Origin of the sequence: Mycobacterium appelbergii, from assembly GCF_032883035.1 — a bacterium.
In the GTDB taxonomy this organism is placed as follows: domain Bacteria; phylum Actinomycetota; class Actinomycetes; order Mycobacteriales; family Mycobacteriaceae; genus Mycobacterium; species Mycobacterium appelbergii.
The window spans coordinates 118,336-133,227 of sequence record NZ_JAMQTH010000015.1 but is presented as its reverse complement, the minus strand read 5'-3'; the positions used below and the strand labels follow the sequence as shown (position 1 = coordinate 133,227).

The following is a 14,892-nucleotide window of genomic DNA, read 5'->3' as shown; positions in this document are numbered from 1 at the left end:
AGTTAAATCCGCTAACACGGATCTATGCCTGGATGGTGTCCCCGCCGAATCGGACGCCGCTCAACTCAGCGGCTTTGGCTTGCAACCGTTGGGCGATATAGGCGTCGGCCTGCACGAGTCGCTCGGCATGCCACCGGATGTCCTCGGCGAATTCCCTGGCAGCGGTGTACCGGGTGGCCATCGTGTAGACATCCATTCGTCGGCGGTCGGTGACCGACAGATCCTCGGCGACCCGAAACCCCGCCTCTTCTGCCACGTTGATGGCTTCGAGCGTTTGAAACTGGGCGGCCCGGATATCCCGGCAGCCGTTCTCGGCGATGTCGGCGGCTTCACGCTGAATGTCGCCCTGTTTGCGGACCACATTCGCGTCGGTGGTGACACGGTCGAGCGCGGCATCTCTGGCGTCGCCGACCCAATCGGTGCCGCCCGGGGAGGAGATGTTCTGCCGGTGCCGCGCAAACAATTCCTCGGACTCAGCCGCCAATTGGCGCCACCGCATGGCAGCATCTTCCAAATGCGTTGTGTCCCAAGCTGCGATCTGCGATCGGGTCAGCGCTGCACTAGCAGTCGCACTCACATTGGCTCCGCCAAGCTCCCTGCGTATTGACCGTCAATGGCGTCGTACCGACCCGCAGCAGCGACCATACTCCCTGCCTGGGCACTCACCCGTGTCGATTGACGAACCCGCGCCGAATACGTCGCAGTGTCCATCGCTGAAACAGCCGCGTGGGTGGGGTGAGCCCCCGCCCGTCCACCGGCAGTTACCGGAGTCAATTCCAGGGCTATTGAGTCGCTGCCGCCAGCGCCTGCACTTAACCCTCGTGAATTGACTTCCAGATCGTTCGCCATCGCAATCCCCCAACTGGCCAATCTGCTGTAGCAGGCTATCGCAAGGTATTCCCGAGGGTAAGCCTGGGGACCCGCTTTCACTCCGAGATGCTCAAACCCGATGAAACAGCGTTGAATCGGAAAGATCAGCACGCACAGGTAAGGCCGATGAGTCCCGGTCCGGAATGGCCAGGGACCGGGCGCGAGTTGTCCGATGCGTCCGGAAACACGACGAATACGCGATTCGACAATTGGGCCGGAGATACGATTTCAGCATCGGTGGTGGTGCGGATCACAGGCCGAACTTACAGGAAATAATTCCATAAAAGATGGCTACAGCAAATATTCCTCGGGGGCCGAGGTCCAACGTCCTCGTCCCCGGGGAGATCCGGTCGGTGGCCTGCCGTCAAGTTCCGCACCTGCCAGATCTGAGCGTGACACAGGATGCCGACCACATCGGTGATCATGAACTGGGTGTTCCGGCAGGGATCGACGTGCCGAGCTGCGCTTGCGCTCCCTGGAGTAGGCCGTCCTCGTGGCCTCACGCTCAATCAGTGGCCACGCGCGATCCAGTCATCACGTCTTCGGCGACTGTGGTGGATGCCCCGTGGCCGGGGTGGATTTGCGTACCCGCCGGCAAGCCCAGGATTCGATCACGAATGGAATCGATGATCGTCGGGAAATCGGAATAGGAGCGCCCCGTGGCGCCGGGCCCTCCCGCAAACAACGTGTCGCCGCTGAACATCAGGTGCCCTCTGGCAGGTACAGGCACACGGAGCCTGGTGAGTGACCCGGGGTATGCACCACTTGGAGCTCGGTTCCGCCGAAGCCGACGCGTGCAGCACAATTAGGACGTCGAGACTGAAAACACCCTTGGTAACCAGCTTTTCGAGCCGCAGATCGTCTGAACGGGCCACCACTTTCGATTCAGTCACAGCATCACGACCGAACGCAGTACGGTGCCGGCGTGAATGGCTTCGAAGGCCGCCTCGACGTCATCCAGAGCGATTCGTTCGGTGACGAATCGATCGAGCGGGAGCCGCCCTTGACGGAACAGCGCGACCATGGTGGGGAAATCCCGCTCAGGAAGGCAATCTCCGTACCATGACGACTTGAGTGCTCCGCCGTGTGAGAAGACGTCGATCATCGGAACTTCGAGTCTCATGTCCGGTGTCGGCACTCCGACGAGGACCAACGTTCCGGCGAGATCCCTGGCATTGAACGCCTGCATCCAGGTTTCTGGTCTGCCGACGGCATCGATCACCACGTCAGCACCTACACCGCCGGTGAGCGCACGAATGGACTCCACGATGTCGCACTCGCCCGCGAGCAGAGTGTCCGTCGCGCCGAATTGCTTCGCCCAGTCCAGTTTTCGTCGGTCACGGTCGACGGCGATGATCGTGGTGGCACCCACCAATGCAGCTCCGGCGATCGCGGCAATGCCGACACCGCCACATCCGATGACGGCGACGGAATCGCCCCTGGTGACACCACCGGTGTTGATGCTCGCGCCGATCCCGGCCATGACCCCACACCCGAGCAGGCTGACGGCTGCCGGATCGGCCCGCGGGTCGACCTTGGTGCATTGCCCCTCGTGCACCAACGTCTTCTCGGCAAACGCCCCGATACCCAGGGCCGGCGTCAACTCTGTGCCGTCTTCCAACGTCATCGCACGAGACGCATTGTGCGTGTTGAAGCAGAATTGCGACCGACCACGACGGCAGGCCCTGCACTCGCCGCAGACGGCACGCCAGTTCAGCACCACGAAGTCCCCCGGCTGTACGCGCGTCACCGCGGATCCGATCGCATCGACCACCCCGGCGGCTTCATGGCCGAGCAGGTACGGGAATTCATCGCCGATGCCGCCGTTCCGATAGGCGACATCGGTGTGACACACCCCGCAGGCTTGGACTCGCACCACGACGTCGTGTGGCCCTGGATCGGGAAGGACTATCGCGGCAATCTCGGTTTCGGCGGACTTTCGCAAAGAAATGATTCCGCGCACGGTTTCTGACATCAGGCTCCTGGATCGTCGGGGCGCGCGTCGAGCAATCGAAGCGCATTCATCGGGCACGCGGACACGGCCATGGCCACGTCGTCGAGTTCGGTGGCCGACATGGCGGTTCTGCGGCCGATAACCTGCACGTCGCCGTCATCGTCGAGTTGCAAGGTGTGCGGCGCGGTGGCCACGCACTGTGCGTGCCCTTCGCACCGTCTGCGATCGACTTCGACGCGCCGCCCCAGCGCTTCGAAGCTCACGTCGCATCCGCAGGCTTGACGTCAAGGCACAACCGCGCTGAACGACTTCGGGATACACACACCATCATGCGGTCGCCGGCTGCGCGCTCCTCGTCGGTGAGGATGGAATCCCGGTGCTCGGGGATCCCGGACCGCACCGGAATCTCACAGCTACCACACACGCCCTCCTCACACGAGGAGATGACGTCGATACCGCAGTCGCGCAGGACATCCAAGACACTGCGGTCGGCGGGGACGGTCAGCACCCGGCCGCTGCAGCCCAACTCGATCTCGAACTCGGCATCGATCACATCGTCGGTCGGCTGACGTGCCTGAAAGCGTTCCAACCGCAACGAGCTGAGCAGCTGCCGCCGCTCACAATGGTCTTCAACGGCTCTCAACAGTGGCTCGGGCCCACAGCAGTAGATCAGGGTGTCGGGCGCGCACCGGCTCAGTGCTCCCTCGATGTCGAGCAGCCCGTCGACGTCCTGCGGGCGGATCGATACGTTGGGGCCGAGTTGTTCGAGCTCCTCCGTGTAAGCCATCGACGTCCGATGACGACCGCCGTAGACCAGTTGCCAGTCTGCACCGGATGAGATTGCCGTGTCGATCATGGGGATGATCGGAGTGATTCCGATGCCGCCGGCGATGAAGAGGTAGCCGGGCACTGGCTCAAGCGCGAAGTTGTTCCGCGGCCCGGCCACCTCGAACACCGAGCCGACCTGAACAATGTCGTGGACAGCCCGAGATCCGCCGCGGCCGGAAGCCTCTCGCAGCACTGCGATTCGATAGTGCTGTCGATCGGAAGGGCGGCCGCAGAGCGAATACTGGCGAACCACGCCCGGCGAGACGGTGAGATCGATGTGAGCGCCGGGCTCCCAGTCGACGAGTGGCCCCCCATCACGATCGCGGAAGCTCAGTTCGATGACGTCGTCGGCGATGTCACGCCGACTCGACACCTCCAGAAACATGCTCACGTTCGTGACGGCTCGGCGGTGAATGCGACGGGAAGCGACGTCACCGCCATCAGACCTGCGATGACACCTGCCTCGTCGACGTCGCCGACGAGGTGAACATCCGGAATCCTCGTCAGGAGTACCTGGAGCACCGCGCGCATCTCGGCGCGCGCAATATGCTGTCCCTGACAGGAGTGCAACCCTCCCCCGAACGCGACATGGGCGTTGCGGGACCGGTCGGCGTCGAAGCACTCGGGCTCGTCGAACTGGCGGGGGTCTCTGTTCGCCGCCGCCAGATTCATGACGATTCGCTGGTTCTCCGAGAACTGCACTCCACCAACGGAACTGTCGCCGTGGACAGTTCGTGCGAAGAACTGCAACGGGGTGGTCAACCTGAGGCTTTCCTCGATGACACGATGCAGCAGAGCTTTGTCGTCGTTGTTGACCAGGCGGTCACGCAGTCCCGGTACGGTCAATACGTATCGCAGCAGCCCCCCGATTCCGGTTGCGGTCGAATGGTGTCCGCCCAGCAGGTATGCGGTCATGATGCCGGTGACGCGTTCCGCGTCCACCGGTACACCGTTGAGCTCCCCCGTCGCGATGTCGGTCAGGTAGTCGTTACGAGGTTGTCTGCGCCGAAGCTCCAGCTGTGCCTCGTTGAACGCCGCGAACCCCTGCATGTTCGCCTCGAACTCCGGGGTGCCGATGCTTTCGAACAGCTCGATGGCGATTCGGCGCACCTCTACGGACTCGTCCTTGTCGAGCCCCACCATGCGTCCAATGACAATGGCCGGCAACGGTTCTGCCAGCTCAGCGGCGAGGTCTGCCGTGCCGCGCGCCGCGAACTCGTCGACCAGCCCGTTGGCGATCTCCACGATCGTCGGCTCGAAGCCGCGCACCGCACGCGGGTTGATGGGGCCGTCCATCATCTTGCGCAACGTGGTGTGTGCCGGTGGGTCGAACTCCAGTGGAGGAACCCGCGGCACTCCGGTGTCGGGGATGAATACGCCCTCACCCGACGTGAACGTATCTGAATTGGACAGGATCTCGCGCACGTCAGCGTAGCGACTGACGTAATCGAAGCCCCCGAAGCGCTCGCTGTGGGCGATCGGGCACTGCTCCCGCATATCGGTGTACGCCTGTCGCATGTCAGCGGCCGGCACCGTGGAGTCGTTGTGGTCGAACTCGGTCAGTCGGTCAGACTTATTGGCACAGTTCATTGTTGGTTCACCATCCCTCGTTGGAAATCAGGACACCGTTACCCGCACGGAGGCGAATGCGCGGATGACGTTGTTGACGCCTCGCGAGCTCGTGTCGAGCTCGATCCGCTCGACGCGCTTGGCCAGTGCTGCCAGCACGGCATGCGCTTCGATGCGGGCCAGGCCTTGCCCGGCGCAGCTGTGGATGCCGTATCCGAACCCGACGTGGTCGGCGCACCGCCGGGTGATGTCGAAGTCGTCGGGATTGGTCCATTTGCGCTCGTCGCGGTTGGCGGACGCGTACAACACCAGCACCGGGTCACCTTCATCGAGCATGACGTCGTGATATGCGGTTGGTCGGGACACGTGGCGGCAGAATCCACGAATGGGTGTTTCGAGTCGAAGTACCTCGTTGAAGGCATTCGGGATCAGATCCGGATTTGCCCGTATCGCGTCCCACTGGGCAGGGTGCGTGGCGAAGAGCCAAATTGCGCTTCCCACAGCGCTGATGGTGGTGTCGAGCGACGGAGCAAGGTAGTCGATGAGCAGTGCAGGACATTGTTCGAGCGTGATCCGACCCGCGTCGGCTGCCGCCAGCACACCGGCGCCGAGGCCGCCGGGCGCCAGATCTCGGGCGCCGACGCGGTCAGCGGCGTACTGCGCCATTTCGGCGACGGCAGGCAACGACTGCCTGCCACGCTCGTTGAGCGGGCCGAGCGCGTTGAACGTCGCGGACGCCCAATCCAGCATGCGGTCACGGCCTTCCTGGGGAAGTCCGATGAACTCCGGTACGACGGACAGCGGTAGCACCTGCGCCAGCTCCGTCACGGCGTCGAAGCTGCCGCGCTCGACGAGGCTCTCGACAAGCCGATCGGCCTGCTCCTCGATGGCCTCCCTACGTTTGGCGAGCGCGCGCGGCGTCAGCGAGTGCGCGACGATGTCGCGATACTCGTCGTGCTCGGGCGGATCGCTACCCAGGGTTGTGCCCTTGGCCACCTCGTTGAGCGGATCGTTCAGTGCCACACCTCGTCCCGAGGAGAACGTGTCGAAATCCTTCAGCACTTCGCGGACGTTCTCATAGCGGGCCACCGCCCATGCCTGGTAGCGGTTCATCCACACGATCGGGCCCGCGTCACGGAGCTCCCGATAGCCTCCGTAAGGCTCGATGATGTGTTCATCTGCGTAGATGTCGACATCGGATGCGGGCGTCCTCAGTCTGTCCGCCAAGGGCCGCCGTACCCCGTCGTCCGAGGTGATGCTCGGCGGCATGTCAGTGCGCCCCCGTGACGTCAATCGCCAATAGCTCACGGACGAGTGCGGTGACCTGATCCGGAGCCTCGATCGGCCAGAAGTGCCCCGCATCGATGTACCGCACCAGCACCTCGGGTGCATTCGGGATGTAATCCCGTGCCTGTTCGTAGAATTCGCGTGGCTGGGTCTTGCTGTCGTAGCCCTGCATGACCATGACGGGACACTTCCAGCTCTCGAGCAGACGGTTCCGCCGCTCGATCCACTCCTGGCGGAACGTCGACGAATTGAAGTACCGCGGAACAGCCTTCTCGATATCCTCGAATGAGTATTCCTGGATGATGCGACGCATGTCTGCGTCGGACACCGGGCGCATGGTCAACCACGTGTAGGCCCAGACCACGAAGTGTGTCTTGTCGAGCATCATTCCCGAAAACGGTGAGTCGGCGAACAATTGGCCTTGCGGCGCCAGACTCGGGTGGAAGTGGTAGAGATGCTGCTCGCCGCGGCCATAGCGTAGTACGCGGTCTGGATGATTGGCGGCGATGAAATCCGCTTGGCAGGTTCCGCGGTCGTGGGTCACGACGTTGAAGCGATCAACCCCGATGACGTCCAGTGCGGCGAGCAGTTGTTCGCCGGCGGCTTCGTGCCGGTAGTCTCCTGGAGACTTCTCCGACTGACCGTAACCCTTCAGATCGAAAGCGATGCAGCGGTATTCGCCGGCCAGTGCCGCCATCTCGTGATGCCATTCATACCAGGACTCCGGTATCCCGTGCAGGAACACGATCGGTTCGCCCTCGCCGGCCTCGACGTAGTGGAAGCGCACGGTCTCCTGATCGCCGGGCGCATCGACGAAATGGTGTGTGAAGGTGACACCGTCGAGCACCTCGACATCGCCTTCTTCATCGACCGGCCGAGGCTGCACGTCGCGAAATTCGGCGACCCGGGCCGCCACGCGCGCTTCGTCGGGCATGAAGTCAGCGAGCACCTCGACTGCCCTGTCGGGGAGTGCCGAGTACTCCAGATCCGATGCCGTCATCTCGCGAATCCTCCTTTGTCGACTCTGATCAACACGTGTCGTCAGAGCCGTGACCTGTCAGCGAACCCGGCGCCTTCAATGATCACGCTCGCCGGTGGATGCAACGATTCCCCGGCCGAAGGCGAGGCACAATGCAGTTGCGGGTATCGGCCAAGGCCGCCGCGATTTCAGGACAGAGGTTGGCCTGCGTCGAGGGTCCGCGAGTTCAGCGCGTGCCGCAACGTTTCGGATGGTGTTGCGCCATACGCCTTCCGGTACTGCTCAGCGAACCGTCCGAGATTGCTGAAGCCCCAGCGCCGGGCGATCGCGCCCACCGTATTTCCCGCGCAGGCGTCACCGGCCGACAACTCGGCGTGTGCGCGCTGCAGACGGCACTTGAGGATGTACGCAACGGGCGTCGTTCCGAGGGTGTCCCGGAAGTTCTGCTCCAATGCACGCAGACTGACTCCCAGGGCTTTGGCGACCTCGCTCGGGGTGACGGTGGCCGGACGGGCCTCGATGAACTCGACCGCTCGGCGAACGGCCGACCGTCGATTCGACGAATCGTTGTTGACCAGCGCGGCGCTGCCGGTATTGGGCTGGGAGACCAGCAGTGTGAGCAGGAGTTGGTCGCGTATCCGTGCCGCCAGCGGTGCTGACAGGTGCTGCCCGGGTGGAACCCGGGAAACTGCCAGCTCGGCGAGCCGGAAACATCCCAGAAGACTCTCCAGCACATGCGGCGAGTCGACTTCGCGTTTGAAGTCGAGACGCTCGACTTCTCCGAGCAACGATCCGGCAAAGTCGGTGAGCGCGGACCGCTCGATCTTCAGACAGAACATCGACATATTCGGCGACCACTCCATCATGAATGGCTCCGTGGACGAGATGACCGCAGCACCGCGCCCCGCGTGCGCTTCGAAACGATGCCGCCCCTGAATCATTTCGAGCTTCCCCTCAAGTGGGAAGCAGACGCCGATGGCCTGGTCCATCGGGGGCGCGACGACCGCCAGCGCCGCCCGGTAGTTCATGTAGAACAGCGACAGCCCGTTGAGGGTCAGGCCGTTGACCCGCGCGTCGAACTCGGACGGCGCATCGACCAACCGGAGCCTGTGCTGGGAGAACAGCTTGGCACCGCTGACTTCGGTATCGCGGACCGACCGCGATCGGAGCAACGCCCGCCGCGCCAGCGGCTCATGCTCCAGTTGCGCGGTTGACATCGATGTTCTTTCCGATCGGAGGCTGCGGATGCCCAGGCCCACTCAGGCACGATACCGTCGCCGAAGCGTCGGCAAGGCAAGGTTCAGGTAACGGCGCAGCGATGGGCAAAGCCGAGTTGCCGGTGGTGCAGCGTAGCGCCGACGCGGTGGTGGTCGATGCTGTGCCCCGCTCGGCGAATGAGCTCCGGTCTGATCGAGACTTCGGGCCGAAAACGCGAGGTAAACGCCGCCAGCGCAGCCTCGGACACGTCCCACAAGGAGTCGTATTCGCCGAGCGCGTGATGTACCGGAGCGGTCACCGCGGCGGCCACCTCGTCGAGACGTTCGAACGCCCACCTGGCGGCGGCTCTCAATTCGACGATCGGAGCCGGCGCGTAGCAGATACCCGCCGCCTCCACCACGTCGGCCGAGACGGTGGCCTCCGGGCCGTAGAAGATCTGTCTCCGCAACTCGGCCGGCAATTCGGCGAGACCGGACCCCGGAATCGCTCCCAATTGTTCGCCGAGTCCGCTGTCGGACAGTTGTGCGCCCATGCCGCTGACGGACAGCCCCACCAGACACCAGTCAAGTTGCCGTGCAGCCAATTCCAGGCTGATCATTCCGCCGATGGAATGACCGACCAGGAAGACGGGCCGATCCTCATCGCCGATCGCCGATGCCACGGCGCGCGCCAGGATCTCGGCCTGGTGTGCATAGGTGTTCACCTCGTCGGCGAGCCGGGTGCTTCGCCCGTATCCGGGCCTGTCGATGCGAAGAACGTCGAATCCGCTGCGGTTGGCTATGTCGACGAACGAACCAGCTTGGGATCCGGCCACTTTGAAGTACTCGCTCGTATACCCCCCGCCGTGGAGCAGGACCAACAGCGGGTAACCGTGCACCGGGAGTTCCGCGGGTTCATACGTCGATTCGACCGTGAGCCCATCGACATCGGCGCTGAGAGTGTGCATGGAGTGATGTCCTTCCGTCGCTGACCCAACTCGATCGTTGATCTCGTTATCCGCGTGGCGGATTCGGGCTGAAGCGGGTGAACTGGAGTAGGGCGTCCGGGTCGTCGACAGCCTCCAGGTTCGCCGCCCGTTCCGGGTCCAGGCCCTGGACAATCCGTTTGACCGGCACCTCCATGCGTTTGCCGGTCCGAGTGTGGGGTAACGCGCGGACCACCAGGATGTCGTCGGGCACGTGTCGCCGGGACGCCTCGACCGCGATACGTTCGCGAATGTGCGCGCGCAGCCGATCGTCGAGTTCTCGACCGTCGGACATGACGACGAACAGCGGCATCCAGTACGTCCCGTCGCCACGCTCCACACCGATCACGAGTGAGTCTGCGATCTCGGGCATCCGCTCAACCACGGCGTAGATGTCGGCACTGCCCAGCCGCACGCCCTGACGGTTCAACGTGGCATCGGAACGACCCGAGACAATGACACTGCCGCGGTCGGTCAAGGTGACCCAGTCGCCGTGACGCCAGATACCGGGATAGGTGGCGAAGTAGGCATCGCGGTATTTGTGGTAGCCGGGATCATTCCAGAAGTACAGCGGCATCGACGGCATCGGCTTGGTGATCACCATCTCGCCGACCTGGCCGGTCAGCTGATTCCCGGCATCGTCATATGCATCGAGCGCCACTCCCAGGCACGGCGCGGAGATCTCGCCGGCCCACACCGGTGTGGTGGGAGCGCTGCCGGCGAAACCACTCACGACGTCGGTGCCGCCGGTGGTCGAGGCCACCTGAACCCGGCTCCCGACGCGCTCGCGAACCCAGTTGTACGAAGCGGCAGGCAAGGGCGCGCCCGTCGCACCGATTCGAACCAGCGCACTCAGGTCGAGGTCGCGGCCGGGGTGCAGGTCGGCTTTGTCGCACAGCGCGAGATAGCCCGGACTCACGCCCAAGGTGTCGACGCGATTCCCGGCGGCGATCTCGAACAGTCGCGCAGCGTTCGGAAACGCCGGGCTGCCATCGTAGGTGACGATGGAGGCGCCGGTGAGCAGTCCGGACACCTGCAGATTCCACATCATCCAATTGGTGGACGTGTACCAGAAGAAGACACTCCCGACCCCGACGTCGTTGTGCAACGCCAGCAGTTTGAGATGCTCCAGAAGCACTCCGCCGTGTCCGTGGACGATGCCCTTGGGTTGGCCGGTCGTGCCCGACGAGAACAGGATCCACAGCGGGTGACCAAACGGGACACGCTCGAAGCGCGGATCCGCCGAGGCCATCGTGGCCTCATCCCAGGTTGCCGAACGGGGGCCACCCGGCAGGTCCAGTCCGAGGTGGGGCACCCACACGGTGGCGCGAAGAGTGGTCAACGATTCGGCCAGCGCTACTGCGGCGGCTCGCCGGTCGATCCGTCGCCCGTTCCACTCATAACCGTCCGCAGCGATCAGCACGGTCGGCTTCAGCGCGGCGAATCGAGATGCGGCGCCGTCGGTTCCGTAGTCCTGTCCGCACTGTGACCAGATCGCTCCGATGCTCGCCGCGGCCAGGAACCCCACGACGGCGTGGATGCCGTTCGGAAGATAGCCGACAACCCGGTCACCTGACTGCACGCCGAGGCTCCGCAACCATGCCGCGAATGCACCGACCTGCGAGCGTAATTCGGCAGTACTGACATCGTGGCGGTGCCCACCTTCGGTGAGGGTGATGACCACCGCGTCGTGTCGCGTCGAAAGAGCGTGTTCGGCGTAGTTCAGCCGGGTGTCCGGAAACCACTGGGCCCCAGGCATATCCGTCGATCCCAGGACAGTCTGGTGATCACCGTCGGCCTCGATGCCGAAAAAATCCCACAGGCAGGCCCAGAATTGCTCCGGACGAGTGGTGGACCATTTCCAGAGGTCGCGGTAAGTAGGCACGTCGACGCCGTACCGTGCGGTGGCTTCAGCAGTGAACCGGGCAAGCTGCGTGCATTCCGCCTGCGTCGATTCGGGCACCCAGATGGGTGCCGGGCCGGCTGACGCCGAAGACACCTGAGCAACGGGCGCCCGGTCTCGGCCACCAACTCGATCAATCTTCACAGGACTCGACTTTTTCACAGGAAAATCGATTAAACAAGTAATACTCTGACATTGTGACTCGACGACTGTGGATGAATACCTATGAGCGGCCGGTTAGACGAGAAGGGATCGCCCATGTCGCAGAACGATGACCATCCGGCCGGATTGGTCGACGTCCATGCACACTTCACCACTCCTGGCTATATCACCGCGGCAAAGGCGGCCGGCCATCGGCAAGCGGACGGTATGCCGGAGAGCTACTGGCCGCAGTGGAGCCGAAGCCGCCATCTGGAGTTGATGGAGGAAGCCGGGATATCGCGGACCCTGCTGTCGATGTCGTCTCCGGGGGTGCACTTCGGAGACGACGCGGCCGCACGATCGTTGGCCCGTGAGGTCAACGTCTTTGCGGCCGAGGCGGTGCGGGAGCATCCGGACGCGTTCGGCTTCTTCGCCACGGTGCCGTCACCTGCGGTCGATGCCGCGCTTGAGGAGGCCAGTTTCGCGATCGACGAACTGGGCGCCGAGGGAGTGATCCTGCTCAGCAACAGCAGGGGCCATTACCTCGGTGATGCGCGCCTCGATCCGCTGCTTGCCGAGCTGAACCGGCGCAAGACCATCGTCTTTGTGCACCCCACATCGTGTATCGGACACGAGGAGCTCGCCTGCGGACGTCCGCGTCCGATGATCGAGTTCTTGTTCGATACCGCGCGCACCGTCGTCGACCTCATCCTCAGCGGAGCCGCCGAACGTTGTCCGGACATTCGCTTCATCATCCCGCATGGCGCCGGAGTGCTGCCATTGTTGGCCGATCGGGTGCAGCTGTTCCAGATGCTGGAATCCGGCGCGTCCACCGAACCGACTGTCGCCGACCTGTTGGCAGGGTTCTGGTACGAGCTGGCGGGTACGACATCGTCCCGGCAAGTCCAGGCCTTGCGCAGCATCGCCCGGGACGACCGGCTGTTGTACGGCAGCGATTACCCCTGGACTCCGTCGCATGTGGTCACCGCAGCGCTCCAGGAACTTGACCAGGCCTTCGACGAACCCGGGTCCGCCTGGCGCAATCTCAGCACCGACAATGCGCGCACGTTGCTGGCGGACAAAATGTCCGTTTGACATGTCCAATCTCTGTGGAGCTAAGGGGAATCGAACCCCTGACCTTCTCGATGCGAACGAGACGCGCTACCAACTGCGCTATAGCCCCTAGTGCCGGTACAGGCTATCAGTCACGGGACGTCAGCCGAAACTGACCGCCTTACTGCCCTGCAGCACGAGGTAGATCGTATTCGCGGCCGTACTGCGCGTAGTCGAGATGCTCGAAGATCGGGTCTTCATCGTCGATCTCCAGCACCACCGAGCCGGGCCGGCGTAACCGGGCTGGCACCACGTCAAGCTTGGGGTCCTCGGTGTTCTCCACGCCCAGCCGTGACCGCATGACGCGTTGTGCACGGCGACGGCGCAGCTGTTCCTCGATGCGGGTCTGGCGGCGCAGGTAGGCCAGATACAGGACGGTCACCGTGGCGGTCGCGCCGCACACCCACCAGGCCGACGGGGTCAGCAGGAATGCCGCGGCGGCCGAGAACACCAGCACGACGGCGAACACGCTGAGCACGCGCTTGCGGAACTTGAACTTGCGGGCGCTCACCTCGGCCGCGGTCTTGGATTCGAAGCGGCGCTGACGTGAGGCGCTCGCCGGGGCGGCAGGCTCTTCGTCCTGTTCCCCGGCCTGCTCGTCGCCGGCCTCGCCTTCCAGGCCGGATGTGTCCGCGACGTACTCGTACTCGTCGGCGGTGCCATCCTGCTCGGCGGGGCCCTGGTCCTCTTCGATGAGATCGTCGGGGTCGTCGAGATTGAGTGGGATCTGGTCGGTTTGAGCCTCGAGGTCTTCGGCGACTTCTTCGACGGTGTCTTCAGCGATTTCTTCGGCTTCGGGCGCGGCGGAGGTGCCGACCGGCAGCGCGCCGGAGTCTTCGTCGACGACGTCGACATCGAGGTAGTCGGGTTCGCCCGTCTCGGGCTCGACGACGGCCGTGGCCACCACCACCGAGCGTTCCGGCAGTTCCTCGGATTCGTCGTCGACGTCCTGGTCGAGGTCGTCGGCGGACGGCCGCCAGTGCGGGTCACTGTGGTGACCGGCGGCGGGCCCGCGTCGCAGCCGTTGCGCGTTGCGTCCGCTGTTGAGCACACGTGTGGCCAGGGCGACGTCGCTGGTGCGACGGACGGCGTCACGCTTGCTGATCAACATGGGCACCAGCACGAAAAGCCAGAGAACGACGAGCGATATCCACAGCAGGGACTGGGGGATGCTTGGCATGACGCCTGCTCCTTTCCCCATCAGGCTAGGTCTGTGACCAGCGCATCCGTGGAGGGCGCGCCGAGGACAATTACACACCTGTAATTCACTTGATACAAGCACCAACAGTCACAAACGTCACATCTGTAACATTTCCGCATACTTCGCGACGCTGAGATTGCCTACAGGGCTGTGGATCCGGTGAAACCGCAGCCGTCAGCGCAATTTCAACGAGCCGTAGCGACCGGCGCGTCGAAACCCCGTCAGCCCCAGGCGGCCCGGCCGGCCCGCACCAGCGCCTGGGCCGCCGACTCGGTCAGCTCCTCGGCCGTGACCGCCACCAGCAGGTGGTCCCGCCATGCCCCGTCGACTTCCAGGTACCGGCGCAGCAGTCCCTCTTCCCGGAAACCGACGTGCGCCAGCACCGCCCGGCTCGCGGCGTTCTCCGGACGCACCGTGGCCTCCACACGGTGCAACCGCACCGCGCCGAAGCAGTGGTCCAACCCGAGCGCCAGCGCGGCGGTGGCCACCCCGCCGCCGGTCCTGGAACTGTCCACCCAGTAGCCGATCCACGCCGACCGCAGCGCACCGTGTGTGACGTTGCCGATCGTGAGCTGACCGGCGAAGTGCCCGTCAAGCTCGATCACATACGGCAGCATCCGCCCCTTACGGGCCTCCGCCCGCAACCCCGAACACACTGCAGGCCATGATGAAACCGCATGGCGCACCTGCCAATCCGTGCCGGTCACCGGCTCCCACGGTTCGAGGTGGTTGCGGTCGGCCATCCTGATCCGGCTCCACACCCCGGCGTCGCGCAGCCGCACCGGCCGCAGCCGCACCAGCCCGGCGGGCACCCGCAACGGTCCTACGGGTTCGGGCCAACCTGGATGCATCCCCCCGGAGCGCC

13 protein-coding genes, 1 tRNA gene and 1 pseudogene are annotated in these 14,892 nt (G+C 64.2%); 1 reads left to right on the top strand and 14 read right to left on the bottom strand.

Annotation, left to right across the window (positions count from 1 at the left end; genetic code table 11):
- Positions 1-22: 22 nt before the first annotated feature.
- The 11 genes and pseudogenes from M1247_RS29200 to M1247_RS29150 form a co-directional block, all read right to left on the bottom strand.
- A complete protein-coding gene (locus M1247_RS29200) occupies positions 23-577 on the bottom strand; it encodes a hypothetical protein (protein ID WP_317159900.1) in 555 nt (184 codons plus the stop codon).
- Between the two features lie 802 nt (positions 578-1,379).
- Positions 1,380-1,665: pseudogene (locus tag M1247_RS29195) on the bottom strand (MBL fold metallo-hydrolase); the annotation flags it as partial.
- 94 nt (positions 1,666-1,759) lie between these two features.
- Entirely contained in the window at positions 1,760-2,845 is a 1,086-nt protein-coding gene (locus tag M1247_RS29190; protein WP_317159899.1) for an S-(hydroxymethyl)mycothiol dehydrogenase, read from the bottom strand.
- Positions 2,845-3,087 carry a ferredoxin gene (locus tag M1247_RS29185; protein WP_317159898.1) on the bottom strand — a complete coding sequence of 81 codons (243 nt, stop codon included), beginning with the start codon at positions 3,085-3,087 and terminating at the stop codon, positions 2,845-2,847. Before M1247_RS29185 ends, M1247_RS29190 begins: the two co-directional genes overlap by 1 nt.
- The gene (locus tag M1247_RS29180; RefSeq protein ID WP_317160000.1) at positions 3,084-4,037 is read right to left on the bottom strand and encodes a PDR/VanB family oxidoreductase; all 954 of its coding nucleotides are present in this window, start codon (positions 4,035-4,037) and stop codon (positions 3,084-3,086) included. The genes M1247_RS29185 and M1247_RS29180 overlap by 4 nt, the downstream gene beginning before the upstream one ends.
- A gap of 2 nt (positions 4,038-4,039) precedes the next feature.
- Positions 4,040-5,242 (bottom strand): cytochrome P450, encoded by a 1,203-nt coding sequence (locus M1247_RS29175; RefSeq protein ID WP_317159897.1) that lies wholly within the window; start codon positions 5,240-5,242, stop codon positions 4,040-4,042.
- 27 nt (positions 5,243-5,269) lie between these two features.
- Positions 5,270-6,490, bottom strand: coding sequence for a cytochrome P450 (locus M1247_RS29170; RefSeq protein ID WP_317159896.1), 1,221 nt, complete (start codon positions 6,488-6,490; stop codon positions 5,270-5,272).
- 1 nt (position 6,491) lies between these two features.
- A complete protein-coding gene (locus tag M1247_RS29165; protein ID WP_317159895.1) occupies positions 6,492-7,508 on the bottom strand; it encodes an alpha/beta fold hydrolase in 1,017 nt (338 codons plus the stop codon).
- Between the two features lie 167 nt (positions 7,509-7,675).
- Entirely contained in the window at positions 7,676-8,704 is a 1,029-nt protein-coding gene (locus M1247_RS29160; protein WP_317159894.1) for a helix-turn-helix transcriptional regulator, read from the bottom strand.
- 83 nt (positions 8,705-8,787) lie between these two features.
- Positions 8,788-9,651, bottom strand: coding sequence for an alpha/beta hydrolase (locus M1247_RS29155; protein ID WP_317159893.1), 864 nt, complete (start codon positions 9,649-9,651; stop codon positions 8,788-8,790).
- A 46-nt stretch (positions 9,652-9,697) separates the two neighbouring features.
- Positions 9,698-11,668 (bottom strand): acetoacetate--CoA ligase, encoded by a 1,971-nt coding sequence (locus M1247_RS29150; protein ID WP_317159892.1) that lies wholly within the window; start codon positions 11,666-11,668, stop codon positions 9,698-9,700.
- A 162-nt stretch (positions 11,669-11,830) separates the two neighbouring features.
- Between M1247_RS29150 and M1247_RS29145 the strand changes: the two genes are divergently transcribed.
- The gene (locus M1247_RS29145) at positions 11,831-12,808 is read left to right on the top strand and encodes an amidohydrolase family protein (RefSeq protein ID WP_317159891.1); all 978 of its coding nucleotides are present in this window, start codon (positions 11,831-11,833) and stop codon (positions 12,806-12,808) included.
- Between the two features lie 15 nt (positions 12,809-12,823).
- On the opposite strand, the gene M1247_RS29140 is transcribed toward M1247_RS29145, so the two are convergent.
- The 3 genes from M1247_RS29140 to M1247_RS29130 form a co-directional block, all read right to left on the bottom strand.
- Positions 12,824-12,896, bottom strand: a tRNA-Ala gene (locus M1247_RS29140).
- Between the two features lie 51 nt (positions 12,897-12,947).
- Positions 12,948-14,006, bottom strand: coding sequence for a divisome protein SepX/GlpR (gene sepX / locus M1247_RS29135; RefSeq protein WP_317159890.1), 1,059 nt, complete (start codon positions 14,004-14,006; stop codon positions 12,948-12,950).
- 242 nt (positions 14,007-14,248) lie between these two features.
- Complete coding sequence (locus tag M1247_RS29130) at positions 14,249-14,878, bottom strand: GNAT family N-acetyltransferase (protein ID WP_317159889.1); 630 nt, start codon at positions 14,876-14,878, stop codon at positions 14,249-14,251.
- Positions 14,879-14,892: the final 14 nt, after the last annotated feature.

Coding starts and splice junctions, on each gene's coding strand:
- M1247_RS29170 (WP_317159896.1), bottom strand. CDS start 6,490: ATGCCGCCGAGCATCACCTCGGACGACGGGGTACGGCGGCCCTTGGCG.
- M1247_RS29180 (WP_317160000.1), bottom strand. CDS start 4,037: ATGTTTCTGGAGGTGTCGAGTCGGCGTGACATCGCCGACGACGTCATC.
- M1247_RS29160 (WP_317159894.1), bottom strand. CDS start 8,704: ATGTCAACCGCGCAACTGGAGCATGAGCCGCTGGCGCGGCGGGCGTTG.
- M1247_RS29155 (WP_317159893.1), bottom strand. CDS start 9,651: ATGCACACTCTCAGCGCCGATGTCGATGGGCTCACGGTCGAATCGACG.
- M1247_RS29130 (WP_317159889.1), bottom strand. CDS start 14,878: ATGCATCCAGGTTGGCCCGAACCCGTAGGACCGTTGCGGGTGCCCGCC.
- sepX (WP_317159890.1), bottom strand. CDS start 14,006: ATGCCAAGCATCCCCCAGTCCCTGCTGTGGATATCGCTCGTCGTTCTC.
- M1247_RS29190 (WP_317159899.1), bottom strand. CDS start 2,845: ATGTCAGAAACCGTGCGCGGAATCATTTCTTTGCGAAAGTCCGCCGAA.
- M1247_RS29175 (WP_317159897.1), bottom strand. CDS start 5,242: ATGAACTGTGCCAATAAGTCTGACCGACTGACCGAGTTCGACCACAAC.
- M1247_RS29165 (WP_317159895.1), bottom strand. CDS start 7,508: ATGACGGCATCGGATCTGGAGTACTCGGCACTCCCCGACAGGGCAGTC.
- M1247_RS29145 (WP_317159891.1), top strand. CDS start 11,831: ATGTCGCAGAACGATGACCATCCGGCCGGATTGGTCGACGTCCATGCA.